Source organism: Micromonospora sp. NPDC005979, assembly GCF_040614415.1.
Classification (GTDB): domain Bacteria; phylum Actinomycetota; class Actinomycetes; order Mycobacteriales; family Micromonosporaceae; genus Micromonospora.
Genome location: NZ_JBEXUR010000005.1, coordinates 273,435 through 297,246, shown reverse-complemented (window position 1 = coordinate 297,246; position 23,812 = coordinate 273,435). Strand labels below are relative to the sequence as shown.

Here is a 23,812-nt window from a genome sequence, read left to right as displayed (position 1 = left end):
CGTCACGCGGGGGGTCGCGTGAACGCCGACCTGGAGGATCCGGTGTTCGTGGCGGAGCCGCACGACGTCGAGGATCCCCGCGTACACCCCGCCTGGCTGCCACCGGAGGCGTTCCGGGCCCTCGGCGCGCGGCGCGTCCTCGTGCACGGCGACGGGCTGCTCGTCGACACCGTTCTCGACGAGGTGACGCGCGCCTGCACGCGCTACGGCGGACGGGTCTGGCACTCCCCGTCCTGGGACGTCGACGTCGACCTGGTGCTCACCCTGCGCGGGGCGCCCGAGCTGCCCAGCTCGGCGGTGCGGGCGGCCCGCGCGGCGGGGGAGGCGGCGCTCGCCGACCTCGGCGAGACGCTCGGCGACGAGGGTTTCCTGCTGGCCCGCAGCGGTGAGACGACGGTGGTGCTGGCCGACGCGCCCGCCGGCCTCCTCTACGGGCTGTTCCACGTCGTGCGGCTCTGCGCGGCGGCCTTCGACCCGGCCCGCCCACCCGAGCTGCACCGGCCCGCGTTGCGCCGCCGCATGCTCAACCACTGGGACAACGTGGCCGTGCACCCGGTGATGGGCCAGGTCGAACGGGGGTACGCGGGCGGCTCGATCTTCTGGGCCGGTGGCCGTCCGCGCGGGGACCTGGCCCGGATCCGGGAGTACGGGCGGCTGCTGGCCGCCAGCGGGATCAACGCCATCTCGGTGAACAACGTCAACGTGGGTCGTGCCGAGGCGCTGCTGCTCACCGATCGGCTCGGTGACGTGGCCCAGATCGCGGACGCGCTGCGCCCGTACGGCATCCGGGTGCACCTGTCGGTCACCTTCGCCGCGCCGCTGCTCCTCGGCGGACTGCCCACCGCCGACCCGTTCGACGAGGAGGTACGCGCCTGGTGGGCGGCCACCACCCGGCGCGTGTACGAGCGCATCGACGACTTCGGCGGCTACCTGGTGAAGGCCGACTCCGAGGGGCAGCCCGGCCCGTTCAGCTACGGGCGGGACCACGCCGACGGGGCGAACCTGCTCGCCGAGGCCCTCGCCCCGTACGGGGGAGTGGTGCACTGGCGGGCGTTCGTCTACAACCACCACCAGGACTGGCGGGACCGGTCCACCGACCGCGCGCGGGCCGCGTACGACCACTTCGCCCCACTCGACGGACGGTTCCGTACCAACGTGGTCCTCCAGGTGAAGTTCGGTCCGGTGGACTTCCAGACGCGCGAGCCGGTTTCGCCGGTGCTCGCCGCCATGCCGGCCACCCGGGTCGCGGTGGAGGTGCAGGTCACCCAGGAGTACACGGGTCAGCAGCGACACGTCTGCCACCTCGGCCCGTGCTGGGGCGAGGTGCTGAGCTTCGCGCCGTGGGGCCCCGGTGGGCGCACCATCGCCGACGTGGTCACCGGCGAGGCCGGCAAGGGCGGCGGTCTGGTCGCCGTCGCCAACACCGGTGACGACGCCTTCTGGACCGGGCATCCGCTGGCACAGGCCAACCTCTACACGGTCGGCCGGCTCGCCTGGGACCCGCGGCTCGACCCGACGGCGGTCCTCGACGAGTGGATGACGCTGACGTTCCCACCGTCGGCGACCGCCGACCCGGAGCTGGTCCGGCGGACGCTGCACGAGATCATGGACGACTCGTGGCGTACCTACGAGCGGTACACCGCCCCGCTGGGGGTCGGCTTCATGGTCCATCCCGGCGACCACTACGGCCCCGACGTCGACGGGTACGAGTACTCGCGGTGGGGCACCTACCACTTCGCCGACCGCGACGGCGTGGGCGTGGACCGCAGTCGCGCCTCGGGCACCGGCTTCGCCGGCCAGTACCCGCCGTACTGGGCGGACGTGTACGAGTCGCCGCAGACCTGCCCGGACGAGCTGCTGCTCTTCTTCCACCACGTGCCGTACGACCACGTCCTGCACAGCGGGTCGACGGTCATCCAGCACATCTACGACACCCACTTCGCGGGCGTCGAGGAGGTGGCGGTGATGCGACGCCGGTGGCAGACCCTGCACGGGATGATCGACCCGGCCGTGTACGAGCGGGTGGCCGAGCGCCTCGACGAGCAGGTGCGCAGCGCCACCGAGTGGCGGGATCAGATCAACACGTACTTCTTCCGCAAGTCCGGCGTGCCCGACGCGCGGGGGCGGCGCATCCACTGACCCGGCCGGCTCGATCGGGCCGGCCGGAGCACCGGCGCCGGCGCGCTCACCAGGGGTGTACGGTCCCGTCCTCCAGCCGGTTGACCGGCAGGTACGCGGGCGCGTACGGGTAGCGGGCCGCCGCCTCCTCGTCGATGTCGACGCCCAACCCGGGCGTCTCGGCGGGGTGCAGGTAGCCGTCGGCGAAGTGGTACCCGTGCGGGAACACCTCGTCGGTCTGCGCGGTGTGCCGCATGTACTCCTGAAGGCCAAAGTTGGGGATCGAGATGTCGAGCTGCAGCGCGGCGGCCATGCAGACCGGCGACAGGTCGGTGGCGCCGTGCGAGCCGCTGCGGACGTGGTGCAGCGCCGCGAGGTCGAAGATGCGCCGCAGGTGGGTGATCCCTCCGGCGTGCACCACCGTGGCCCGGATGTAGTCGATGAGCTGCTCGCGGATGAGCTGCGCCGCGTCGAAGACGCTGTTGAACACCTCACCCACGGCGATCGGGGTGGTGGTGTGCTGCCGGATCAGCCGGAAGCCCTCCTGGAGATCGGCCGGGACCGGATCCTCCATCCAGGTCAGCGCGTACGGCTCCAGGCTGCGGCCGAGCCGGGCCGCCTCGATCGGGGTGAGCCGGTGGTGCACGTCGTGCAGCAGCCGCAGGTCGGGGCCGAACTCGTCGCGGACCCGCGCGAACACGCCCGGCACGTGTGACAGGTAGCGCTGTGTCGACCAGGTCGCCTCGCTGGGCAGGGCCGCGTCGGCCGGTTCGTAGAAGAGCTTGTCGGCGCTGACCCCGTACGTCTTGGGCAGGCCCGGCACTCCGCACTGCACCCGTACCGCCCGGTAGCCAAGGTCGACGTAGCGGGCGACCTCGACCAGCACCTCCTCGACGGTCTCGCCGTTGGCGTGGCCGTACACGGTGACGCCCTCGCGGGACCGGCCGCCGAGCAGCTGGTAGACGGGCAGGCCCGCCACCTTGCCCTTGATGTCCCACAGGGCGGTGTCCACCGCGGCGATCGCGCTCATGGTGACCGGGCCGCGCCGCCAGTACGCGCCCTGGTACAGGTACTGCCAGGTGTCCTCGATCCGGGCCGGGTCCCGGCCGATCAGCAGCGGCGCCACGTGGTCGCGTAGGTACGACGCGACGGCCAGCTCCCGACCGTTGAGGGTGGCGTCACCGACTCCGGTGACGCCCTCGTCAGTGACGATCTTGAGGGTGACGAAGTTGCGGCCCGGACAGGTCACGATGACCCGGGCGTCGACGATCTTCACTCGATCTCCTTCGTGCCCGCGGGAGTCGGGTGAGGACGCTCGCAGGGGGGTGCACGCGAGGACGGTCTGGTTATCGGGAACCTGCCGATAATAGCCCGCCATGGGCAGGTGACGAACGGCCCCGCGACCCCTGGCACGTGCCCAGGTGACCGCGCAATCCCTTGCGCCGAAAGGTTTCCGGAATCCTTGACAATCGAGCGACCTCGATCGAAGCTGACATCGGTCACGCGAGCCGCGGTCACGGTCGGGCGAAGGGCAGTCCTCGACTAACCCCCTTCCATGCGCCATTCTCCCGAGGAATCGCGAACCATGACACTGAAGACAAGGCTGCTCGGCGTCCTCACCGCGGTCGCGACGGTCGCCGCCGCCGCGCTGGCGTTCGCCACGCCCGCGTCGGCCGCGACACTCACGCAGGTGACCGGCTTCGGCAACAACCCCACAAACCTCCAGATGCACCTGTACGTCCCGGACCGGGTGGCATCCCGGCCTCCGATCCTGCTCGCCCTGCACTACTGCACCGGCACCGGCCCCGCCTTCTACTCCGGCACGCAGTACGCCTCCCTCGCCGACCGGTACGGCTTCATCGTCATCTACCCGTCGGCGACCCGCAGCAGCAAGTGCTGGGACGTGGCCTCGCCGCAGGCGTTGCGCCGAGGCGGGGGCAGCGATCCGGTCGGACTCGTCTCGATGATCGACTACGTCAAGCAGCGGTACTCCGCCGACCCGGACCGCGTCTTCGCCACCGGCACCTCGTCGGGCGCGATGATGACCAACGTCATGCTCGGTGACTACCCGGACGTGTTCGCGGCCGGTGCGTCCTTCGCCGGGGTGCCGTTCGCCTGTTTCGCCACCGGGGGCAGCTCGGAGTGGAACAGCGAGTGCGCGAACGGGCAGTCCATCAAGACCGCCCAGCAGTGGGGGGACCTGGTCCGCGGCGCGTACCCCGGCTACACCGGCAAGCGTCCGCGGATGCAGATCTGGCACGGCACGAGCGACGACACCCTGCGCTACCCGAACTTCGGTGAGCAGGTCAAGCAGTGGACCAACGTGCACGGTCTGAGCCAGACCCCGACGTACACCGACTCCCCGCAGTCGGGTTACACCCGCACCCGGTACGGCAGCAGCGGCCCGATGGCCCCGGTCGAGGCGATCAGCATGCAGGGCGTCACGCACAACATCCCCGTCGACGCCGCGCAGGTGATCCGCTTCTTCGGCCTGGACGGCACGGCGCCGCCGACGACCCCGCCGCCGACGACTCCGCCGCCCACCACGCCGCCCCCGACGACTCCGCCGCCGACCACGCCCCCGCCGACCACGCCGCCGCCCACCACGCCGCCCCCCACCACGACGCCGCCGCCCAGCGCGGGCGCCTGCCGGGTCAGCTACACGGTCAACGCGTGGAACAACGGGCTCACCGCGAGCGTGGGCATCACCAACACCGGCACCACGGCGGTGAACGGGTGGGCGCTGACCTTCACGCTGCCCGGCGGCCAGACCATCACCGGTGGCTGGAACGCCGCCTACTCGCCGACCAGCGGCGCGGTGACGGCTCGCAACGTCTCCTACAACGGCACCATCGCCCCGAACACGTCGGTCGAGATCGGCTTCCAGGCCACCCACACCGGTGACGCCGGCAAGCCCACGGCCTTCGCCCTCAACGGCGCCGCCTGCTCGGTCGCCTGACTCCCTTTCAGTAGAAGGAGCTGCACGAATGGGAAACACGAGATGGAGGGCGGCATCGAGAGCCGCCCTCGCGCTGACCGGTGCGGGCGTGCTCGCCGCCGGCATCGCGTTGGTCCTGGAGACGCCCGCCTCCGCCGGCACCACGCTGGGCGCGTCCGCCGCCGAGAAGGGCCGCTACTTCGGCACGGCGGTGGCCGCGAACAAGCTTTCGGACAGTGCGTACACCACGATCCTGAATCGTGAGTTCAACATGGTGACGGCCGAGAACGAGATGAAGATCGACGCGACCGAGCCGCAGCAGGGTCAGTTCCGCTACACCCAGGCGGACCCGATCGTCAACCACGCGCGCAGCCACGGCATGCAGGTACGCGGCCACACCCTGGCCTGGCACGGTCAGCAGCCGGGGTGGATGCAGGGCATGGAGGGCACCGCGCTGCGCAACGCGATGCTCAACCACGTGACGCAGGTAGTGACCCACTACCGGGGACAGATCTATTCCTGGGACGTGGTGAACGAGGCGTTCGCCGACGGCAACTCCGGCGGCCGTCGGGACTCGAACCTCCAGCGCACCGGCAACGACTGGATCGAGGCCGCGTTCCGGGCCGCCCGCGCCGCCGACCCGGGCGCGAAGCTCTGCTACAACGACTACAACACCGACAACTGGACCTGGGCCAAGACGCAGGGCGTCTACAACATGGTGCGGGACTTCAAGTCCCGTGGTGTGCCCATCGACTGCGTGGGCTTCCAGTCGCACTTCAACAACGACTCGCCGTACGCCAGCAACTACCGCACCACGCTGTCGAGCTTCGCGGCGCTGGGCGTGGACGTGCAGATCACCGAGCTGGACATCCAGGGCGCCCCGGCGAACACCTACCGCAGCGTGGTCGAGGACTGCCTGGCCGTGGCCCGCTGCAACGGCATCACGGTGTGGGGAATCCGCGACAGCGACTCGTGGCGGGCGTCGCAGACCCCGCTGCTGTTCAACAGCAACGGCTCGAAGAAGCCGGCGTACGACGCGGTCCTGACCGCGCTCAACAACGGCACCACGCCGACCACTCCGCCGCCGACCACTCCTCCGCCCACGACCCCGCCGCCGACCACTCCTCCGCCCACCACTCCGCCGCCGACCACTCCTCCTCCGGGCACCGGTGCCTGCACGGCGACGGTGACCGTCAACCAGTGGAACGGCGGCTTCGTGGCGAACGTACGGGTGACGGCCGGCTCGTCTGCCCTCAACGGGTGGACCGTGACGATCGCGTTGCCGTCCGGCGCGACCGTCACCAACGCCTGGAGCGCCACCAACAGCGGTAGCACCGGCACGACGACCTGGCGAAACGTTTCCTACAACGGTCAGGTCGGCGCGGGCCAGTCCACCGAGTTCGGCTTCCAGGGCACCGGCACCGCCGGCACCCTCAGCCCCACCTGCGCCCCCGCCTAAACCCCACCTCCGGGTTCCACCCCACCCCCACCCCCCGGTCCCACCCCCGCTCTACCCTCGTGATCAAGAGGTTTGCGTCACCCGCCCCGGCGTGTCGTGACGCAAACCTCTTGATCACCGGGGTCGTGGGGTGGGGGCCTGGTGGGGGTGGGGTTAGCCGTCGATTCGGGTTATGTTGCGGATCTTGTTGGAGGCGTCCAGCGCGGCGACCTTGTAGGCCTCGGCCAGGGTCGGGTAGTTGAACACCGCGTCGATCAGGTAGTCGATCGTCCCGCCGCAGCCCATCACCGCCTGACCGATGTGGACGATCTCGGTGGCCGCGGTGCCGAAGACGTGCACCCCGAGCAGCCGGCCGTCCTCGGGGGAGACGAGCAGCTTCAACATCCCGTACGAGTCGCCGACGATCTGGCCCCGGGCCAGCTCCCGGTAGCGGGCGACGCCCACCTCGAACGGCGTCGACGCGTCGGTCAGCTCGGCTTCGGTCTGGCCGACGAAACTGATCTCCGGGATGGTGTAGATGCCGATGGGTTGCAGGCCGTGCATCTCCCGGATCGGTTCGCCGCAGGCGTGCTGGGCGGCCAGCCGACCCTGCTCCATGGAGGTGGAGGCCAGCGCCGGGAAGCCGATCACGTCACCCACCGCGTAGATGTGGTCGACCGACGTGCGGTAGTTGGCGTCGACGGCGATCCGGCCGCGTCGGTCCGCCGTCAGCCCGGCCGCCTCCAACGCCAGGTCGTCGGTCTGGCCCTGCCGACCCGCCGAGTACATGACGGTGTCCGCGACGATCTTCTTGCCGCTCTTGAGGATGCACAGCGCCGCCGTCTGGTGCTTCTCCACGGCGGCGACCTCCTCGCCGAAGCGGAACGCCACCGACAGGTCCCGCAGGTGGTACTTGAGCGACTCGACGATCTCCTCGTCGCAGAAGTCGAGCATCTGCTCGCGGCGTTCGACGACCGTCACCTTGGTGCCGAGGGCGGCGAACATCGACGCGTACTCCATGCCGATCACGCCGGCGCCGACCACGACCATGCTGCGCGGTACGGCCTGGAGGTTGATGACGCCGTCGGAGTCCACGATGGTCCGCTCGTCGAAGTCGACGCTGTCCGGCCGGGCCGGGCGGGTGCCGGCCGCGATGACGGCCTTGTCGAAGGTCACCTTCGACTCGCGCCCGGAGCCCGCGTCGACCCAGATGGAGTGGGCGTCCGCGAAGCGGCCGGTACCGGTGATCATTGCGACCCGGTTGCGGGCGAGTTGGTTGCGGATGACGTCGGTCTGCCGGGTGATGACGTGCTGGGTGCGGGCGGCCAGGTCGCTGACCGTGATCTCCTCCTTGACCCGGTAGCTGCTGCCGTACAGGTCGCGCTGGCTCAGGCCGGTCAGGTGGAGCACGGCCTCGCGCAGCGTCTTGGACGGGACGGTGCCGGTGTTGATGCACACCCCACCGAGCATGTCGCGGCGGTCCACGATGGCAACCCGCCGGCCGAGCTTGGCGGCGGCGATCGCGGCCTTCTGACCGCTGGGTCCGGAGCCCAGCACCAACAGGTCGTAGTCATACACGAGCGTTAGCGTCGCAAGATGTCGCCGTCGACACCAGACCCCGGACGCGAGCGTTACTCGTCTGCCACCACACAGACGCCACCGTTGAGCGTGACCTCCTCCGGCAGTTGGGTGCCGGTGGCGACGATGCCCAGCGACACCGTGCCGCCGGGCCTGATCAGCGCGTTGTGGCTGGTGTTGCGGACCCGCAGATAGCTGTTGTTCGGCCGGTCGACGACCTGCGCGCCCCAGAGGGCCCGCACCTGCTGGCTGGCCCAGAACCGCCACGTCATCGTCCAGCCGTTCACCGCCGCCGTGCCGGTGTTCTCGACGGCGAGGTACGCCACGAAGCCGTCCGGCCACTGCCGGACGACCGTGCGGACCGCGCAGCTCGGCGGGGGCGGCAGGGTCGTCACGGTGACCGGCGGCGACAGCGCCGACCAGTTGCCCGCCTCGTCGCGGGCGCGCACCACGAAGGTGTACGTCGTGTTCGGCGTCAACCCGCTGACCTGGGTCATGGTGGGACTCGGCGGGAACTGGTACAGCTCCCTGACCAAGGTCAGCTGACCACCGGCGTCGACCCGGTACACCTCGTACCGGTCGAGCACGACGTTGTCGGTCGACGGGGTCCACCGCAGCCACACCAGGGTCGCCGCGACGTCGTACGCGACCGGCTGGCCCGGCGCGCTCGGCGGCTGGGTGTCACCCGGCGGCATGGTCAACCGCAGCGTCGGGTTGGACACCGACCGGTTGCCCGCCGCGTCCAGCCCCGCGACGCTGAGCGTGTACGTCCGGGACGGGCGCAGGTCGGTGATGCGGATGCTGGTGGTGTCGGTCGAGTACGCCCGGCCGGTGTCCTCGAACAACGCCGAGACCGCGTAGCCGACCACGCCCACGTTGACGGTCGACGCGGCCCAGGTCAGCTCCACCCAGGTGGTGTCGACGGCGGTGACCGTGATCGGGGCCGTGTTCGGATTGGGTGCACGATGAATCCCTCGCCTCCGGTTGTCCGCAGCGGGCCGGCGATTCGCTGCCGTCGATTTTAGGGCAGTGGGCGGCGCGAGGATGCCCCGTCTAGCTGACCAGGCGGCGTTCCCAGGCCCAGGCGGCGATCTCGACGCGGTTGCGGGCCGGGAGCTTCGCCTGCACGCTGGCCAGGTGTGTCTTGACCGTGCCGACGGCGATGAAGAGCTGGCCGGCGATCTCGGCGTTGGTCAGGCCCCGGGCGACGAGCTTCACGACGTCGAGTTCCCGTGGGGACAGGCCCGCGTCGTCGCGCGGCGCGGTGGGCGAGCTGAGGTGCTCCAGCAACCGTACGGTGATGGACGGGCTGATCAGCGCGTCACCGGAGACGGCGGCGCGGACCGCCTCGACGAGCAGCGTCGGTCCGGAGTCCTTGAGCAGGAAGCCGCACGCGCCGTGGGACAGCGCGGTGTGCACGTACTCGTCGAGGTCGAAGGTCGTCACCACGACGACCCGCACCGGGTCGGCGACGCCCGGCCCGGCGAGCAGCCGGAGCGCCTCCAGGCCGTCGAGGCGGGGCATCCGGATGTCCAGCAGCACCACGTCGGGGCGGAGCCGACGGGTCATCTCGACGGCCGCGATCCCGTCGGCGGCCTCACCGACCACCGCCATGTCCGGCTGCGCCCCGATGATCATGCCGAAACCGGTGCGGACCATCGCCTGGTCGTCGGCGATCAGCACCCGGATCATCGGGTCACCGCCGCGCGCAGGGGAAACGCCGCGTCGAGCACCCAGCCGCCGGACACGCCCGGTCCGGCGGTGACCGTGCCGTCCAGGGCGCGTACCCGCTCGGTGAGGCCGACCAGGCCGAAGCCGTGCCCCCGGGCGGGCGTCGTGCGCGGGCCCGCGCCGTCGTCGGCGACCCGGACCAGCAGCCAGTCCGGCGTACGGCGCACGGACACCGCCACCGACCGGGCGTCCGACGCGTGTTGGCGAGCGTTGGTCAGCCCCTCCATCACCACCCGGTACGCCGAGGTGGAGACCTCCACCGGCAGTCCGTCGAGCGGACCGTCGACGTACAGCCGGGCTGGCGCGTTGGTCGTGCCGTTGTGGCCCTCCAGCAACGGCGCGAGATCGGCCACACCGGCCAGCGGGGCCAGCGGCGCGTCCGGCCTGGCGTCCGGATTGCGCAGCACGCCGACCATCCGCCGCATCGAGGCCATCGTCTCGGCCCCGGCCCGTTCGATCTGCTCCAGGGCGACGATCACCCGTTGCGGGTCCTGTTCCGCGACGAACCGGGCGCCCTGCGCCTGCACCACGATGCCGGTGACGTGATGGGCGATGAAGTCGTGCAGGTCGCGGGCGAACTCGGCGCGCTGCTCGGCGCGTACCAGCGCGATGGCCCGCTCCCGGCCGCTGGCGACGACGCGCAGGTAGATCCCGGCGGCGGCGGCGCCGACCGCGCCGAGCGCCTGGAGCAGCCCGAAGATCACGTAGACCAGGTCGGCGCCGGCGCGCAGCGGAAGCGCGGCGGCGGCGAGCGCGGCGACCACCGCCGCCCCGGGGGCGAACCGGGCCGCGCCAAAGCGGGTCACCACGAACACCACCGCGATCATCCCGGCGGACTCGGCCAGCCCCCAGGTGCCACCCAGCAGATAGGCCCCGCTCGTGCCGAGCAGTAGAAAGCCCGCGGTGACGGTGAGTGAGACGGCACCGAGCGCGAGCGCCGCGATCGGTAGCGCCCGGGATTCCGGTCGGTGCACGGGCAGCCAGACCACCGCCGTCGCCGCCGCCAACCCCACCTGGAGCAGGGCCCGCAGCGCGTCGACCACCCCCATCCCGCTGGCGAGGCCGTACCGCAGGTCGAAGGCACAGAGCAGGGCCAGCGCCGTCAGACCGGCGAGCTGACCCAGGCGTACCCACCAGGTCGAGGAGATCGGCGCGTTCATCGTGACCCAGCGTAGCCACGCGCAGGGCCGGCCCAGATCGGCCGAAAGACAGACCCCTCGGCCGCGTTCCCCGACCGGGGACCGATGCGGCCGCCGCCCGGCGGGGGCGAGGCTTCCGGCGGTCACATCGCAACCACTGGAGGAACCCATGACAACCCACGCCCCACCGCAGACCGGGCAGGCGGCCGTCGCGGCCGTCGACCTTGTCAAGGTGTACGGCAGCGGCGACACCGCCGTCCGCGCCCTGGACAACGTCTCGGTCGCCTTCGGCCGGGCCGGGTTCACCGCGATCATGGGCTCGTCCGGGTCCGGCAAGTCGACGCTGATGCACTGCCTGGCCGGGCTGGACACCCCCACGTCCGGGCGGGTCCTGCTCGGCGGCACGGAGCTGACCGGACGGTCCGACCGTACGCTGACCCGGGCTCGCCGCGACCGGATCGGCTTCGTGTTCCAGTCGTTCAACCTGCTGCCGCAGCTCACCGCCGCGCAGAACATCACCCTGCCGCTGGACCTCGCCGGCCGAGAACCCGACCGTGACCTGTTCGCGCACCTCGTCGACGTGCTGGGCCTCGGGCAGCGGCTCGGGCACCGGCCCAGCGAGCTCTCCGGCGGCCAGCAGCAGCGGGTGGCGCTGGCCCGGGCCCTGGTGTCACGGCCCGAGGTCGTCTTCGCCGACGAGCCGACCGGCAACCTCGACTCCCGCTCCGGCGCGGAGGTGCTCGCCATCCTGCGCGACTCGGTACGCGACCTGGGCCAGACGGTGGTCATGGTCACCCACGACCCGATCGCCGCCGCGTACGCCGACCGGGTGGTGCTGCTCGCCGACGGTCGGATCGCCGGCGAGATCCACGAGCCGGACCAGGGCTCGATCACCGACGCGCTGCGCGCCCTGGCGGTGGCGGCGTGAGGACGACCGTGCTGCGTACCCAGGTGATCGCCGCAGCCCGACGGCCGGGCCGGCTGGTCCTGACCGGCCTGGCGATCCTCGTCGCGTCGTTCGTGGTCTTCGGCACCGTGCTGGCGCGGGACATCACCGAGCGGACCGCCCGGGACACCCTCAGCGGCACACCGGCGGCCACCGACCTGGCGGTCGGTGACCCCGAGCGGCCGCCCGCCCTGACGGAGTTGCGGGACGTCCGCGCCGTACCCGGTGTCGTGGAGGCGGTGGGTCGGGTGACCATCGGTGTCTCGGTCGGCGGGGGATACGTCAACCTTCAGGCGGATCCGGGCCGGGGCCCGCTGGCCACGGTCCGCCTGGTCCAGGGCAGCTATCCCGACCAGCCCGGCGAGATCGCGGTGAGCCCGCGTACCGTCGAGCGGCTGGGGCTGACGGTCGGCACGGTGACCACCGGGACGGGCGGCGACCGCACGGGCGAGTCGCCGCTCACCGTCACGGGAGTGGTCGACACCCCCGTCGACGACGGGGCCAACGCCTACGCGCCGGACGACGTCGTGGCCGCGTGGGGTCACCTGAGCCTCGTGGAGCGGATCGACCTGCGGGCGGCCCCGGGCGCGACGCAGGCGGTCCACCAGCGCCTGGCCGCGGTGGTCCCCGCCGAGCAGCCGATCCGCTCGGGCGCCGAGGTACGCGACGCCGAGGCCGACGCGGCGGCCGAGCAGGTCGGCAGGCTGTTCGCGCTGGTCGGGATGTTCGTCGGGATCGCGGTGGCCGCCGCGGCCCTGGTGGTCACCTCCACGTTCCGCATCGTCTTCGCCCAGCGGATGCAGCACCTCGCGCTGCTGCGGGCGGTCGGCGCGGGTCGGGGAGCGTTGGTGGGCGCGCTCACCGCCGAGGGCGCCCTGACCGGGTTGGTGGCCGGTGTCGTCGGGGTGGCCGCCGCGTTGGCCGTCGGGCAGGCGCTTCAGCCGGTGCTGCGCGCCTTCGGCACGGTGGTGTCGTCGCCGGGGCTCCCGCTGACGGCGGCGGTCGCGGTGGTGGTCGGGGCGGTCGTGATCACCGTGCTGGCGGTCCTCGCCCCGGCGTTCTCCGCCGCTCGGGTATCGCCGCTGGAGGCGTTGCGCGCGGCCAGCGTCACCGCCGGCCGGCGTGGCATCGGAGCGGCCCGCCTGGTGTCCGGAGCGCTGCTGGCCCTCGGCGCGTTGCTGGCCGGCGTCGCGGCGGTGCGCCGCATGCCGACCCCGGGCGCGGAGTCGTACGACCCGACGCTCGGCCTGCTCCTGCTGGTCGCCTCGGGCGCGTTGGCGTTCTTCGCGCTGGTGGCCCTCGGGCCGCTGCTGGTGCGTCCGGTGCTGGCGGTCGTGGGCTGGCCGCTGCGCCAGCTCGGCGCCCTCGGACGCCTGGCGGTCGGCGGGATCGGTGGAACACCGCGCCGCGCCGCGGCCGTATCCGTGGTGGTGGCGCTCGGCGTGACGCTGATCTCCGGCGTGGTCATCGGCGGCGCGTCCATGCGGGTGGTCGCCGATCGCGACATGGCCCTCTCCGCGCCGGCCGACTTCGAGGTGGCCTCCGCCGAGGGTACGGCCCTGCCGGTCGCCGTCCTGGGGCGGGCGCGGGCGGCCAGCGCAGCGCTGACCCGGGTCGTGCCGTACCGGATGGTCCACGACGTCACGCTGTCGCGGGGCGGTGCGCGCCTCGGCGACACCGAGGCCGGGTACTCGACCACCGACCTGGACCTGTCGGCCCTGCCGACCCTCGCCGACCTGCCCGTGGCGCAGGGCAGTCTCGCCGACCGGGGACCCGGCCGGATCGTGCTCGGTCAAGCGGTCGCCAGCGTCACCGGGCTGCGGGTCGGCGACACGGTCACCCTCGGCCGCGCCGCGTCGACGGTCGACGTGCGGGTGGCGGCCGTCCTGCCCGACCGTGGACCCCTGTACGCGGGGATCCTCGCCGACCGTGCCGACCTGGACCGGATCGGTGGACCGACGGCGTACACCGGTCTGCTGGCCGACGCGGCCCGCGCGGGCGAGGACGGCCGCACCGCCGGGGTGCGGGCGCTGCGGCAGGCGGTAGGGACCACCGCCGGGCTGCACATCGGCGTGCTCGCCGACGACCGGGACCGCAACGACGCGGTGCTGACCGCGCTGGTCTGGATCACCGCCGGCCTGGTGAGTCTCACCGTGCTGATCGCCGTGGTCGGTGTGGGGTCGACGACCGCGCTGTCGGTCGTGGAGCGGGTACGCGAGTCGGGGCTGCTGCGCGCCGTCGGCCTGTCCCGGGCCGGCCTGCGCACGATGCTGACCGTCGAGTCCGGCCTCTACGGGGTGATCGGGGCGACCTTCGGTCTGCTGCTCGGCGTCCCGTACGCCTGGTTGGCGGTGCGGGCGCTGGGGCTCAACGCGCCACTGACGCTGCCGGTGCTGCCCCTGGTCGGGCTCTTCGTGGCGCTCGTCGCGCTGACCGCGTTGGCCGGGGTGCTGCCGGCGCGGCGGGCCTCGCGGGTGAGCCCGGTGGCGGCGCTGGGCGTCGAGGGATAGGTACGGGGGCGGGCCGGCGTTCAGGGTGGGCGCCGGCCCGCCGCGCCGGTCAGTTGGGGTTGCTGGCGTGGGTCAGCGTCTCCCAGGCGACGAAGAGGTTGTTGCTGCCGGCGGGACGCTGTTGCAGCGTGAGGGTCTGCGTGTTGGTCATGACGTTGCCCAGCCGGTTGCTCATCGCGTTGAAACCGACCTCGGTGATCGGGCCGAGGCCCCGGGTGAGGGTGCCGCCGCACAGCCAGGAGGGCGCCGCCTCGCCGAGTTGGTAGCGCGAGTGGAAGCCGAGGGCCTGCCGCAGCCGCTCACCGACCTGCGGGTACAGGTCGCGCTCCTGGATCCGGGAGGTCTCCGCGACGTGCGAGATGGCGGAGATGCCGTACCCGGTGTGGACGAAGTCCCGGCAGGTCTCCTGCGCGAGGCCGGCGACGAAGGTGGACTGGCCCTGCCAGTAGCCGATGATCTCGCCGCTGGTGTCCAGGCCGCTGCCGGGCACGGTGTACGGCAGCGCGCCGTCACTGGGCAGGTAGATGAAGGCGCGGGCGCGGTTGAGGAAGCGGGTCACCGCCGCGTCGTAGGCCGTCCGGTCGTCCAGGTGGACGGCGATCCCGATGGCGGCCTCCATCATGGTCAGCTCCCAGTTGCCGTTGCTGTTCGAGCCGTTGCGGACCACCGGCAGGTAGACGGTGCGCAGCATGGTGGCGAACCGGTTGGCGTTGGGCCAGCTGCTGTACGTGTACTTGATGATCTCGGCGGCCCGGGGCCAGGTCGAGGCCGCCCAGCCGGTCTGCAGGGGTGCGTTGCTGCCGGTGTGGGAGGTGATCGTCGCCGACCAGGCGTCCATGATCTGGATCGCCTTCTGCGCGTACCGGGCGTCGCCGGTGAGGTACCAGGCGAGCGCGTCGGTGTACGCGGCGATCGCGTCCTCGCGCTCTTCGGTGCAGCCGTTGTTGGGGTTGGAGTAGGAGCCGCACTCGACGACCGCGCGCGGGGCCGGGGTGCGGGACAGCGAGGCGTACCGGCTGGACATCATCTGGTTGTAGGCCGCCGCCCAGGGCTGTGCGCCCGCCTGGACCCGCCCGCGTACGAAGTCGAGCTGACCCCTGCTGACCAGCACTCCGGGGTGGGTGAAGCCGCTCGACGACGGTGGGGTGGTGCCGCCGGTGGGCAGCGTCCAGAGCTGGTTGGCGGTGCCGGTGCAACTCCAGATCTGTAGCGGCGTGCCGTCCGCGGAGCTGGTGCCGGTCGCGTCGAGGCACTTGCCCGAGGCCGGGTTGACCACCTGCCCCGCGTTGGACGACCACTGCTGCGCCCCGGTGCCGTTGCAGTCGTAGATCTGCACCCGGGCGCCGTTGGCGGTGCTGGCGGCGGCGATGTCGAGGCACTTGCCCAGGGCTCTGATCGTGCCATCGTCGGCCACGGTCCACTGCTGCGCGGTGGAGCCGTTGCAGGCGTAGAGCTGCACCGGGGTGGAGTTGGCCGAGTTCGCGGCGGCCACGTCGACGCATTTGCCGCCGTACCCGGTGATGGCGCCCGTGGCGGCGGCGGACGCGGGGGAGACGCCGACGACAAGGGCGGTCGGTACGGCGAGCAGGGCCGCGGCGAATGCGGCGGTCAACCTGGTGCGGCGGGGCGTCTGCCCGACCGTTCGTCGCGCCATGCGGGGTCCTTCCGGGGCGGCGGAAACAACTGTAAAGTGTGTTAATCATTACAGCCGCAGGCATCGATATCAATGTCTTCGCCGCAATTGCCGCCGCACCGGCCTGGACGCTCAGAGGAGTAGGCGCAACCTGTCGTCGCTCTCGGAGCCGGGCGCGGCCGTGAAGACCAGCAGGGTCTGGGACCGGTCCGGGTCCACAAGCGTCTGGCAGTGCAGCTCCAACGGCCCGACCTCCGGGTGCAGGAGGTGCTTCGGTGGGCACTGGCCGCCCGGCACCGGGTGTTCGCGCCACAACTGCGCGAACTCCCCGCTCGCGGCCAACAGGTCGTCGACGATCGCCGCGGTGCGCGAGCCGCCACCATCACGGGTGTACGCACCGTGCAGGTGCGCCACGAACAGTCGGCTCAGCAGCGGGTGATCCTGCGCCGGATGCCGATCCCGGGCCGCAGGGTCGGTGAACCAGCGGTGGTGCGCGCTGCGGGCCAGCCCGGTGTGCCGGGTCTCGTCGCCGAGCAGGGCGACGGCCGGCGCGGTCTGCGCGAGGGTCTCGCCGAGGTGGTTCACCACCTGGGCCGGGGTGTCGTGCAGCCGGTCGAGGATGCGCATCATCCCGGGGTTGACGTGGTCGGCGCGTACCGCGCGGTGGGGCACGGCGTGCCCGGCGAGCTGGAACAGGTGGTCCCGTTCGGCCAGGGACAGGCGCAGGCCGCGGGCCAGGGCGGCGAGCATCTGCTCGGAGGGGTGCGGCCCGCGCTGCTGCTCCAACCGCGTGTAGTAGTCGGTGGACATGCCGCTCAACGCGGCGACTTCCTCGCGCCGCAGCCCACCGGTGCGTCGGCGCGGGCCGCGCCGCAACCCCACGTCCTCGGGGCGCAGCGCCTCGCGTCGGGTGCGCAGGAAGCTGGCGAGGTGGGCGCGGTTCACGGTGACTCCGATCGGGGTGGGCGCCGGCGGGTGGTCCGGCACGGTGGGTGCAACAGACGGGCCGGCGCAGGATGTTCCGCGCCGGTCGCTGGCTGGTCGGCGGTACGGGCCACTCCGCCGACCGGCTGCAATCGGACGGCTGATCGGTTTACGCCACACGGCCGTCACGAAATCCGGAGGCAGAGCGTCACAGTCCCCGGTTAGTCTGCCTCCGCGCGTCGTCGCCCCGGCACGTCGCGTCCCGCGCCTGGTCGGCGCGGCGATCGCCGCCACCGCCCACCATCGGTCCGGATCAACCGACCTCAGGAGAGTTAGTGACACAGCAATCCGTCGCGACATCGGACAAGCTCGACGCCGCGGTGCTCAAGGTGGCGGGTGTCGTCGTCCTTGGCGCGATCATGTCGATCCTCGACGTGACGGTGGTCAGCGTCGCGCTGCCCACGTTCCAGACCGAGTTCGACGCCTCCTACGCCCGGGTGGCCTGGACGATGACGGGCTACACGCTGGCCCTGGCCACGGTGATCCCGCTCAGCGGGTGGGCGGCCGACCGGTTCGGCACGAAGCGTCTCTACATGGTGGCGCTCGCCCTGTTCACGATCGGGTCGGGGCTCTGCGCCACCGCCGACTCGATCGGCCAGTTGATCGGCTTCCGCGTCCTGCAGGGCCTCGGCGGCGGCATGCTCATGCCGCTCGGCATGACGATCATGACGCGGGCGGCCGGGCCGCACCGGATCGGCCGGCTGATGGCCGTCCTCGGCATCCCGATGCTCCTCGGCCCGATCGGTGGTCCGATCCTCGGTGGCTGGCTGATCGACACGGCGAGCTGGCACTGGATCTTCCTGATCAACCTGCCGATCGGTGTCATCGCCCTGATCTACGCGCAGTTCGCCCTCCCGAAGGACGCCCCCGAGCCGTCGGAGTCCTTCGACTTCCTCGGCATGCTGATGCTCTCCCCGGGTCTCGCGCTCTTCCTCTACGGCGTCTCGTCGCTGCCGGAGGCAGGCACCTTCAGCGCGACCAAGGTGTGGGCCCCGATGCTGGTCGGTGGCGCGCTGGTGGTGGCGTTCGTGCTCTACTCCTTCAAGCCCCGGCACCCGCTGCTCGACCTGCGGCTGTTCCGCAACCGCAACCTCACCATCGCGGCGGCCACGCTGTTCGTGTTCATCATCGCGTTCATGGGCGCCGGCCTGCTCTTCCCGAGCTATTTCCTGCAGGTGCGCGGTGAGTCCACGCTGGCCGCCGGACTGCTGATGGCCCCGCAGGGCATCGGCGCGATGATCACCATGCCGATCGCCGGAACGCTCGCCGACCGGGTGCCCATCGGCCGTACCGTCCCGTTCGCGCTCGCCCTGATCGTCGTCGGGTTCTTCGGCTTCACCCAGGTCGACCCGCAGACGTCGTACTGGCTGCTCGGTGGGTCGCTCTTCGTGATGGGCCTGGGCATGGGCGGCACGATGATGCCCATCATGACGTCGGCGCTGCGGACGTTGCAGGCGCAGGAGGTCGCGCGCGGCTCGACGCTCGTCAACATCCTCCAGCAGATCGGCGGCTCGGTCGGCGCCGCCGTGATGTCGGTGATCCTCACCAACGAGCTGAACGGCTCCCGGCCGATCCCCGGCCTGGTCGACGAGAGCGGCAAGCCGGTCACCGAGGCCGGGCTGGCCATCGCCTCCCAGCAACGGCCGGAACTGCTCGCGCAGATGCCGGTGGACCCCTCGATCATCGAGCGCGGTCTCGACTTCGCCGCGAAGTCGTTCGCCCACACGTTCTGGGTGGGGTTCGCGCTGGTGCTGGCCACGTTCATCCCGGCCGCCCTGCTGCCGCGTCGGCGTACGCCCGCGCAGCCGCTCGGTGACGAGCAGACCGACCTGCCGAAGACGCCGGTCGTCATCCACTGACCCGACGCGCCCGCCGCGCTCGACGCCCGTTGCGGTGTCGAGCGCGGCGGTCTGTACGGGGTCAGCGCAGCGGACCGTCGCCCGGCCCGTTCGGGTCGTCGACCACGTGCACCGCGGCCTCCTCGGCGCTCGCGCCACCCGCGTCGATCCCGGCGTCCCACGCCACCGAGTCGGCCTCGTCGTCCTCGCGGACGCCCTCGTCGTACTCGACGAGACGGCCCGCGCGCGCCTCGGTCTCGTACCCCCGGCGGGTCAGCTCGTCCTCGTCGTCGCCCCCCTCGGCGTACGGGTCGACGTCCGGCTCCTCCTGGGCGAGGTACTGGTCCAACGACTCGCCCGCCCGCTCCTCGGCGGGGGTGGTGCCGAACCGGTTCGCCGCCGTCCAGTGGTCCGCGGCGACGATGCCGGTGTCGAGGGGGTCGCCGACCCGATCGTCGTCGAGGGTGTCGGAGGCGTCCAGCACCCCGTCGTCCTCGGCCACGTTCCACTCGTCGACGGAATCCGTCTGGCTCACGGCGATCTCTCCTTCGTCACGGCGCAGCGAAGTGCCAAGCCTATGACCGTGCAACGCGGCCGGCACCCGAGGCCTGCCCGCTGTGACGAACCGGCCTCGGGGGCAGCGGGGATCACCGCTTCAGCAACTCCACCACGGCCTCGGTGAACTCCTCCGGCTGCTCGATGTGACCGAAATGCCCGCTCTGCTCCAAAAGGATCAGCCGGGAGTCCTTCAGGCCGGCGTGCAGTTCCTCGGCGTAACGCGGACCGCAGATGAAGTCGTACGCCCCGACGATCACCACGGCCGGAGCGGTGATCTCACCGAGCCGGTCGCGGACGTCGAAGGGAACCGGGTCCTGCGCGCCGGCCGGCGCCGCCCAGGCCCGCAGACCCGCCTGCAACGGGGCGAACTCGGCCTGCCGAGCCCAGAAGTCCGCGAAGTAGACCGGTAGCGCGGCGCCCAGACCGGCGCTCAGCGTCTCGTCGTCGGTGGCGGTGAGGGCCCGTTGGAGAGCGGCCGGGATCTCCGCCGCCTCCGGCCGGTCCGGGTGCCGCTGCGGGTAGGCGGCGAGATTGGTCATCGCCTCGGCCCAGAAGTCGGCGCCGGTGAGCGGTGAGGTGTCGTACAGGATGAGCCCGGCGACCCGGTCCGGGTGCTCCAGGGCGTAGCGCTGGATGACGAAGCCGCCGTACGAGTGCCCGAGCAGGTACACCCGGGGCTCCCCGAGGTGCGCGACGACCGCGTCCAGGAAACGGACATAGGTGTCCATTCGGTAGTCGTCGGCACTGTCGAGTCGTCCCGACGCGCCGGTGCCGACCGGCTCGACGTACACCATCGTGTAGTGCTCTTCGAGGCTCGGCGTCCGCAGGTAGGACCACTCGATGCCGGGGCCGCCCGAGTGCGCCACACAGACCGGGCCGGTGCCGGCGACGTGGTAGACCTGCCGCACCCCGTCGACGCTGAACGAGTGGGCGCCGGGCGCGAGCGCGCCGGCGTCGTGGTGGGTGGAACCCATGAACTGTCTCCCGATCTCCTGACCCGTGCGGCGTGTGCCGCGACGGCAACTGGTGGCTGGACACCGACCAGATGCGCGGGTCGTCGGGAAAGTTCGCTCGGCGGGGGACGTTTTCTCAGAGCCGTGCCGGAACGGGGTGGAACAGCGTGAGCTGACGTACCCGCCCCTCGCGCAGCACCTGCAACCACAGCGCCGCCGGTGGGCAGTGGTCCGGGTTGTCCGGTGGGCTGAGCAGGTCGGTCTCCCAGATGAGCACGTCGCCGCTGGCCACGACGGTGCGCAGCCGTTGGCGTACCCCGGCGTTCAGGTCGCTGGTCATGCCACGCAGCGCCAGTTCGCGGCCACCGCGTGGCCCACCGGGAACGACCATCTGAGCGTCCGGCCACCAGGTGTCGTGGACCACCTGGTCGAAGTCGCCCCGCATCGCCGTGGCGATCATGTCGACGCCCTCGCGCCACCGCGCGTCGCCGGCCGCCCGGACGTCGGCGTGGGTCGAGGTCGCCGCCGCGCGCAGGCCGCCGGCGAGGGCCCGCCGGGCGTGGCTGAGGCGGCTGCGGACGGTGCCGACCGGCACGCCGCACACGGCCGCGATCTGGTCGTACGAGGAGGCGTCGCTGAAGTAGCGCAACAGGGTGACCAGGCGGTCCGGCTCGGACAACTCCCCGATCGCGTGCCACACCCAGTCGCGCAGCGCGCCGGAGTCCAGGGCCTGCTCCGGGGTGGGATCGGTGGCGGGGTGGGCGAACCACTCCGGATCGGCGACCGGCGTCGGACGCGGCGCGCGCAGTGCCATCCGGGCGTTGTTGCGGACGATCGTGCGCAGCCACGGCCCGACGGCTGCCGAGTCGCGGATCTCGCCGACGCGCCGCAGCGCCGTCACCATCGCGTCCTGCACGACGTCCTCGGCATCCGGTCTGTAGCCGAGCAGGCTCACCGCGACCGCCCGCATGCCCGCCTCGTGGCGGGTCAGCAGCACGCCGAGCGCCCCCGCGTCGCCCGCCTGCGCGAGCGCGACCAGCTCCGCGTCACCCTGCGTCACGCCCTGTTCCTCCCCGAACCGCCTGTTCTGAACACTTCTGCTCACTCAAGCGTACGGCGGGCCGGCGTGGTCCCGGCCGGGCGCGGGGCGGTCCGCTCCGCGGCCTGGGGGCTGGCGGCGCGGGTGGCGCGAGTGCCGATCTGCCGCAGGTACGCGATCAACTCCGGCGGCTCGTGCACGTCGATGTCGCAACCGAGGGTCAGCAGGCGCCACGCCAGCCACTCCAGGGTGTCCGCGTCGCTGCGCAACCGGCACGAGACGCCGTCGATCGGCTCCAGGTCGACCCCGGCGCCCAGCGGGCCGGCCATCCGCTCGACCGGGGCGTGCAGCGTCACCACCGCCCGGTAGACGGGCGTCAGCTCGCGCAGCTTCTCCGCCATGAACGACGCGGCGTCGGTGGCCGGCAGTCGACGGGCGGCGACCTGGGTGCGGGTGGGCCGCTGGCCGGTGATCCGGTCCACCCGGAAGATCCGCCAGTCAGCGCGATCGTTGTCGTAGCCCACCAGATACCAGCGCCGGCCCGCCGACACCAGCTTGTACGGCTCGACGAGCCGCTCGCCGTCCACGCCGTCGCGACGGCGGTAGGTGAACCGCAGTTGCGCGCGGCTGTTGACGGCGGCGGCCAGGGCGTTCAGGTGCTCGGGGTCGACCGTCGGCGGGCCCCAGGTGAGCAGCGGTTCGGTGGCCGCCCCCAGCGCCCGGACGCGTTGACGCAGCCGGGACGGCAGCACCTGTTCGAGCTTCGCCAGGGCTCGCACCGAGGCATCCTCGATGCCGGCCACCGCGTGACCGGCGGCGGTACGCAGACCGACCGCGATCGCCACCGCCTCGTCGTCGTCGAGCAACAGGGGCGGCATCGCCTTGCCCGCGACCAGGCGGTATCCGCCGATCACGCCCATCGTCGCCTGCACCGGGTAACCGAGGTCGCGCAGCCGCTGCACATCGCGGCGAATGGTGCGCAGACTGACGCCGAGCCGGGCGGCCAGCTCGCTGCCGGGCCACTCCCGGGGAGTCTGCAACAGCGACAGCAGGCCCAGCAGTCGAGCGGGAGTGTCGGACATGGTTTTCACCATGCCAGTGATGTGTGCCAGATCCTGACCTATATCGGCCCTAGCGTTTGCCGGCATGACGCCGTTTCGCATCGACATTCCCGAGTCCGACCTCGACGACCTGCGCGACCGGCTCGCCCGCACCCGGTGGCCCCGCTCGCTGCCCGGCGCCGGCTGGGACCGAGGGGTGCCGGTGGACTACCTCCGCGAGCTGACCGAGCACTGGGCGCACGGTTACCACTGGCGGGCGCACGAAGCGCGCCTGAACGACTTTCCCCAGTTCGTCACCGAGATCGACGGCCTGGACGTGCACCTGCTGCACGTACGCTCGCCGGAACCCGACGCGTTGCCGCTGCTGCTGACGCACGGCTGGCCGAACTCGGTGGTCGAGTTCACCGAGCTGATCGGCCCGTTGACCGACCCGCGGGCCCACGGCGGGGACCCGGCGCAGGCGTTCCACGTGGTGGTGCCGTCGGTGCCCGGCTTCGGCTTCTCGCAGGCGCCACCGGCCGGGTTCACGATCGACCGGCTCGCCCGGATGTGGGCCGAGCTGATGGCCCGCCTCGGCTACCACCGCTACGGCACCCAGGGCGGCGACTTCGGCGCCTACGTCGCGCCCCGGGTGGCGACGGTGGCCCCGGAGCGGGTGGTAGGCGTGCACATCGACGGCGGATTCGGCTTTCCGACCGCCGCCGATGTGGCGGACCTGAGCGAGCCGGAACGCGCCGAGTGGGAACAGATGCGGCGGTGGATGAGCGGTGGGGTGGACCACCACGCGCTGCTGCGGGCCGCGCCACAGACCTTCGCGTACGCCTGGACCGACTCGCCGGTCGGGCTGCTGGCCTGGATGATGCAGAAGTTCAAGGAGTTCACCATGACGGTACCGACACCGGAGCAGGCCATCGACCGGGACCATCTGCTCACCAACGTGAGCCTCTACTGGTTCACCGGCACATCGGGAACCTCCTCGTGGCCCATGTACGAGCGGCTCACCCTCGCCGACGACGGCGGATTCGCCTGGCCCCAGGGTCAGCGGCGGGTGCCGTCGGGCGTCTACGGCGGTGGGACCGCGCTGATGCGCCGCCTGGCCGCACGGGACAACACCATCGTCCACTGGCCGCAGGGCAACCCCGGCAGTCACTTCGTGGCGATGGACGAGCCGCTGGCGCACGCGGCGGACATCCGCGCCTTCTTCGCGAGCCTGCGATGACCGACCTGAGCTGGGCGCGGGTGTCCGCCCGACGTCTGGCACGGCACCGGCTCACGACCCGGTACCGGACACCACGGCGGACGTCGACCGCGTCGCCGACGTGGTGTCCGTGATGTGTGGCGGGCACGC

The 23,812-nt window shown here is 72.0% G+C and carries 18 protein-coding genes; 7 read left to right on the top strand and 11 right to left on the bottom strand.

What is annotated here, in order from left to right; translation table 11 throughout:
- Positions 1-18: 18 nt before the first annotated feature.
- Positions 19-2,139 carry an alpha-glucuronidase gene (locus ABZ272_RS11750; RefSeq protein ID WP_355049869.1) on the top strand — a complete coding sequence of 707 codons (2,121 nt, stop codon included), beginning with the start codon at positions 19-21 and terminating at the stop codon, positions 2,137-2,139.
- A gap of 46 nt (positions 2,140-2,185) precedes the next feature.
- On the opposite strand, the gene manD is transcribed toward ABZ272_RS11750, so the two are convergent.
- Entirely contained in the window at positions 2,186-3,394 is a 1,209-nt protein-coding gene (gene manD / locus ABZ272_RS11745) for a D-mannonate dehydratase ManD (protein WP_355049868.1), read from the bottom strand.
- Between the two features lie 309 nt (positions 3,395-3,703).
- On the opposite strand from manD, the gene ABZ272_RS11740 reads away from it, so the two are divergent.
- Both ABZ272_RS11740 and ABZ272_RS11735 read left to right on the top strand, forming a co-directional pair.
- The gene (locus tag ABZ272_RS11740) at positions 3,704-5,077 is read left to right on the top strand and encodes a PHB depolymerase family esterase (protein WP_355049867.1); all 1,374 of its coding nucleotides are present in this window, start codon (positions 3,704-3,706) and stop codon (positions 5,075-5,077) included.
- 28 nt (positions 5,078-5,105) lie between these two features.
- On the top strand, positions 5,106-6,515 hold the full coding sequence (locus tag ABZ272_RS11735; protein ID WP_355049866.1) for an endo-1,4-beta-xylanase: 1,410 nt from the start codon (positions 5,106-5,108) through the stop codon (positions 6,513-6,515).
- Between the two features lie 153 nt (positions 6,516-6,668).
- Here ABZ272_RS11735 and sthA read toward each other — a convergent pair whose 3' ends face one another.
- The 4 genes from sthA to ABZ272_RS11715 all read right to left on the bottom strand — a co-directional run bounded on the left by sthA (position 6,669) and on the right by ABZ272_RS11715 (position 10,963).
- Positions 6,669-8,072, bottom strand: a complete 1,404-nt coding sequence (gene sthA, locus ABZ272_RS11730) for a Si-specific NAD(P)(+) transhydrogenase (protein WP_355049865.1) — start codon at positions 8,070-8,072, stop codon at positions 6,669-6,671.
- A 53-nt stretch (positions 8,073-8,125) separates the two neighbouring features.
- Positions 8,126-9,010 carry a cellulose binding domain-containing protein gene (locus ABZ272_RS11725; RefSeq protein WP_355049915.1) on the bottom strand — a complete coding sequence of 295 codons (885 nt, stop codon included), beginning with the start codon at positions 9,008-9,010 and terminating at the stop codon, positions 8,126-8,128.
- A gap of 115 nt (positions 9,011-9,125) precedes the next feature.
- A complete protein-coding gene (locus tag ABZ272_RS11720) occupies positions 9,126-9,764 on the bottom strand; it encodes a response regulator transcription factor (protein ID WP_355049864.1) in 639 nt (212 codons plus the stop codon).
- Positions 9,761-10,963, bottom strand: a complete 1,203-nt coding sequence (locus ABZ272_RS11715) for a histidine kinase (protein ID WP_355049863.1) — start codon at positions 10,961-10,963, stop codon at positions 9,761-9,763. The genes ABZ272_RS11720 and ABZ272_RS11715 overlap by 4 nt, the downstream gene beginning before the upstream one ends.
- A 148-nt stretch (positions 10,964-11,111) precedes the next feature.
- On the opposite strand from ABZ272_RS11715, the gene ABZ272_RS11710 reads away from it, so the two are divergent.
- Positions 11,112-11,870: an ABC transporter ATP-binding protein gene (locus ABZ272_RS11710; RefSeq protein WP_355049862.1), complete on the top strand. Its 759-nt coding sequence runs from the start codon at positions 11,112-11,114 to the stop codon at positions 11,868-11,870.
- Positions 11,867-14,398 (top strand): FtsX-like permease family protein, encoded by a 2,532-nt coding sequence (locus ABZ272_RS11705; protein WP_355049861.1) that lies wholly within the window; start codon positions 11,867-11,869, stop codon positions 14,396-14,398. Before ABZ272_RS11710 ends, ABZ272_RS11705 begins: the two co-directional genes overlap by 4 nt.
- 49 nt (positions 14,399-14,447) lie before the next feature.
- On the opposite strand, the gene ABZ272_RS11700 is transcribed toward ABZ272_RS11705, so the two are convergent.
- Both ABZ272_RS11700 and ABZ272_RS11695 read right to left on the bottom strand, forming a co-directional pair.
- Positions 14,448-16,052: a ricin-type beta-trefoil lectin domain protein gene (locus ABZ272_RS11700; protein WP_355049860.1), complete on the bottom strand. Its 1,605-nt coding sequence runs from the start codon at positions 16,050-16,052 to the stop codon at positions 14,448-14,450.
- Positions 16,053-16,163: 111 nt separating this feature from the next.
- A complete protein-coding gene (locus ABZ272_RS11695) occupies positions 16,164-16,976 on the bottom strand; it encodes a helix-turn-helix transcriptional regulator (protein ID WP_355049859.1) in 813 nt (270 codons plus the stop codon).
- 314 nt (positions 16,977-17,290) lie between these two features.
- Between ABZ272_RS11695 and ABZ272_RS11690 the strand changes: the two genes are divergently transcribed.
- Positions 17,291-18,874, top strand: coding sequence for a DHA2 family efflux MFS transporter permease subunit (locus ABZ272_RS11690; RefSeq protein ID WP_355049858.1), 1,584 nt, complete (start codon positions 17,291-17,293; stop codon positions 18,872-18,874).
- 61 nt (positions 18,875-18,935) lie between these two features.
- Here the strand turns inward: ABZ272_RS11690 and ABZ272_RS11685 are convergent, their stop codons facing one another.
- From ABZ272_RS11685 to ABZ272_RS11670, 4 genes are all read right to left on the bottom strand, one after another.
- On the bottom strand, positions 18,936-19,388 hold the full coding sequence (locus ABZ272_RS11685) for a DUF5709 domain-containing protein (protein WP_355049857.1): 453 nt from the start codon (positions 19,386-19,388) through the stop codon (positions 18,936-18,938).
- A 112-nt stretch (positions 19,389-19,500) separates the two neighbouring features.
- The gene (locus ABZ272_RS11680; RefSeq protein ID WP_355049856.1) at positions 19,501-20,385 is read right to left on the bottom strand and encodes an alpha/beta hydrolase; all 885 of its coding nucleotides are present in this window, start codon (positions 20,383-20,385) and stop codon (positions 19,501-19,503) included.
- A 115-nt stretch (positions 20,386-20,500) separates the two neighbouring features.
- Positions 20,501-21,424 carry a sigma-70 family RNA polymerase sigma factor gene (locus ABZ272_RS11675; RefSeq protein WP_355049855.1) on the bottom strand — a complete coding sequence of 308 codons (924 nt, stop codon included), beginning with the start codon at positions 21,422-21,424 and terminating at the stop codon, positions 20,501-20,503.
- A 41-nt stretch (positions 21,425-21,465) separates the two neighbouring features.
- The gene (locus tag ABZ272_RS11670; RefSeq protein ID WP_355049854.1) at positions 21,466-22,485 is read right to left on the bottom strand and encodes a YafY family protein; all 1,020 of its coding nucleotides are present in this window, start codon (positions 22,483-22,485) and stop codon (positions 21,466-21,468) included.
- A gap of 64 nt (positions 22,486-22,549) precedes the next feature.
- Between ABZ272_RS11670 and ABZ272_RS11665 the strand changes: the two genes are divergently transcribed.
- The gene (locus ABZ272_RS11665) at positions 22,550-23,683 is read left to right on the top strand and encodes an epoxide hydrolase (RefSeq protein WP_355049853.1); all 1,134 of its coding nucleotides are present in this window, start codon (positions 22,550-22,552) and stop codon (positions 23,681-23,683) included.
- Positions 23,684-23,812: the final 129 nt, after the last annotated feature.

Excerpts from the sequence above, each read along its gene's own strand:
- ABZ272_RS11735 (WP_355049866.1), top strand. The coding sequence starts at position 5,106 with ATGGGAAACACGAGATGGAGGGCGGCATCGAGAGCCGCCCTCGCGCTG.
- ABZ272_RS11670 (WP_355049854.1), bottom strand. The coding sequence starts at position 22,485 with ATGTCCGACACTCCCGCTCGACTGCTGGGCCTGCTGTCGCTGTTGCAG.
- ABZ272_RS11710 (WP_355049862.1), top strand. The coding sequence starts at position 11,112 with ATGACAACCCACGCCCCACCGCAGACCGGGCAGGCGGCCGTCGCGGCC.
- ABZ272_RS11740 (WP_355049867.1), top strand. The coding sequence starts at position 3,704 with ATGACACTGAAGACAAGGCTGCTCGGCGTCCTCACCGCGGTCGCGACG.
- ABZ272_RS11665 (WP_355049853.1), top strand. The coding sequence starts at position 22,550 with ATGACGCCGTTTCGCATCGACATTCCCGAGTCCGACCTCGACGACCTG.
- ABZ272_RS11715 (WP_355049863.1), bottom strand. The coding sequence starts at position 10,963 with ATGAACGCGCCGATCTCCTCGACCTGGTGGGTACGCCTGGGTCAGCTC.
- ABZ272_RS11720 (WP_355049864.1), bottom strand. The coding sequence starts at position 9,764 with ATGATCCGGGTGCTGATCGCCGACGACCAGGCGATGGTCCGCACCGGT.
- ABZ272_RS11700 (WP_355049860.1), bottom strand. The coding sequence starts at position 16,052 with ATGGCGCGACGAACGGTCGGGCAGACGCCCCGCCGCACCAGGTTGACC.
- ABZ272_RS11680 (WP_355049856.1), bottom strand. The coding sequence starts at position 20,385 with ATGGGTTCCACCCACCACGACGCCGGCGCGCTCGCGCCCGGCGCCCAC.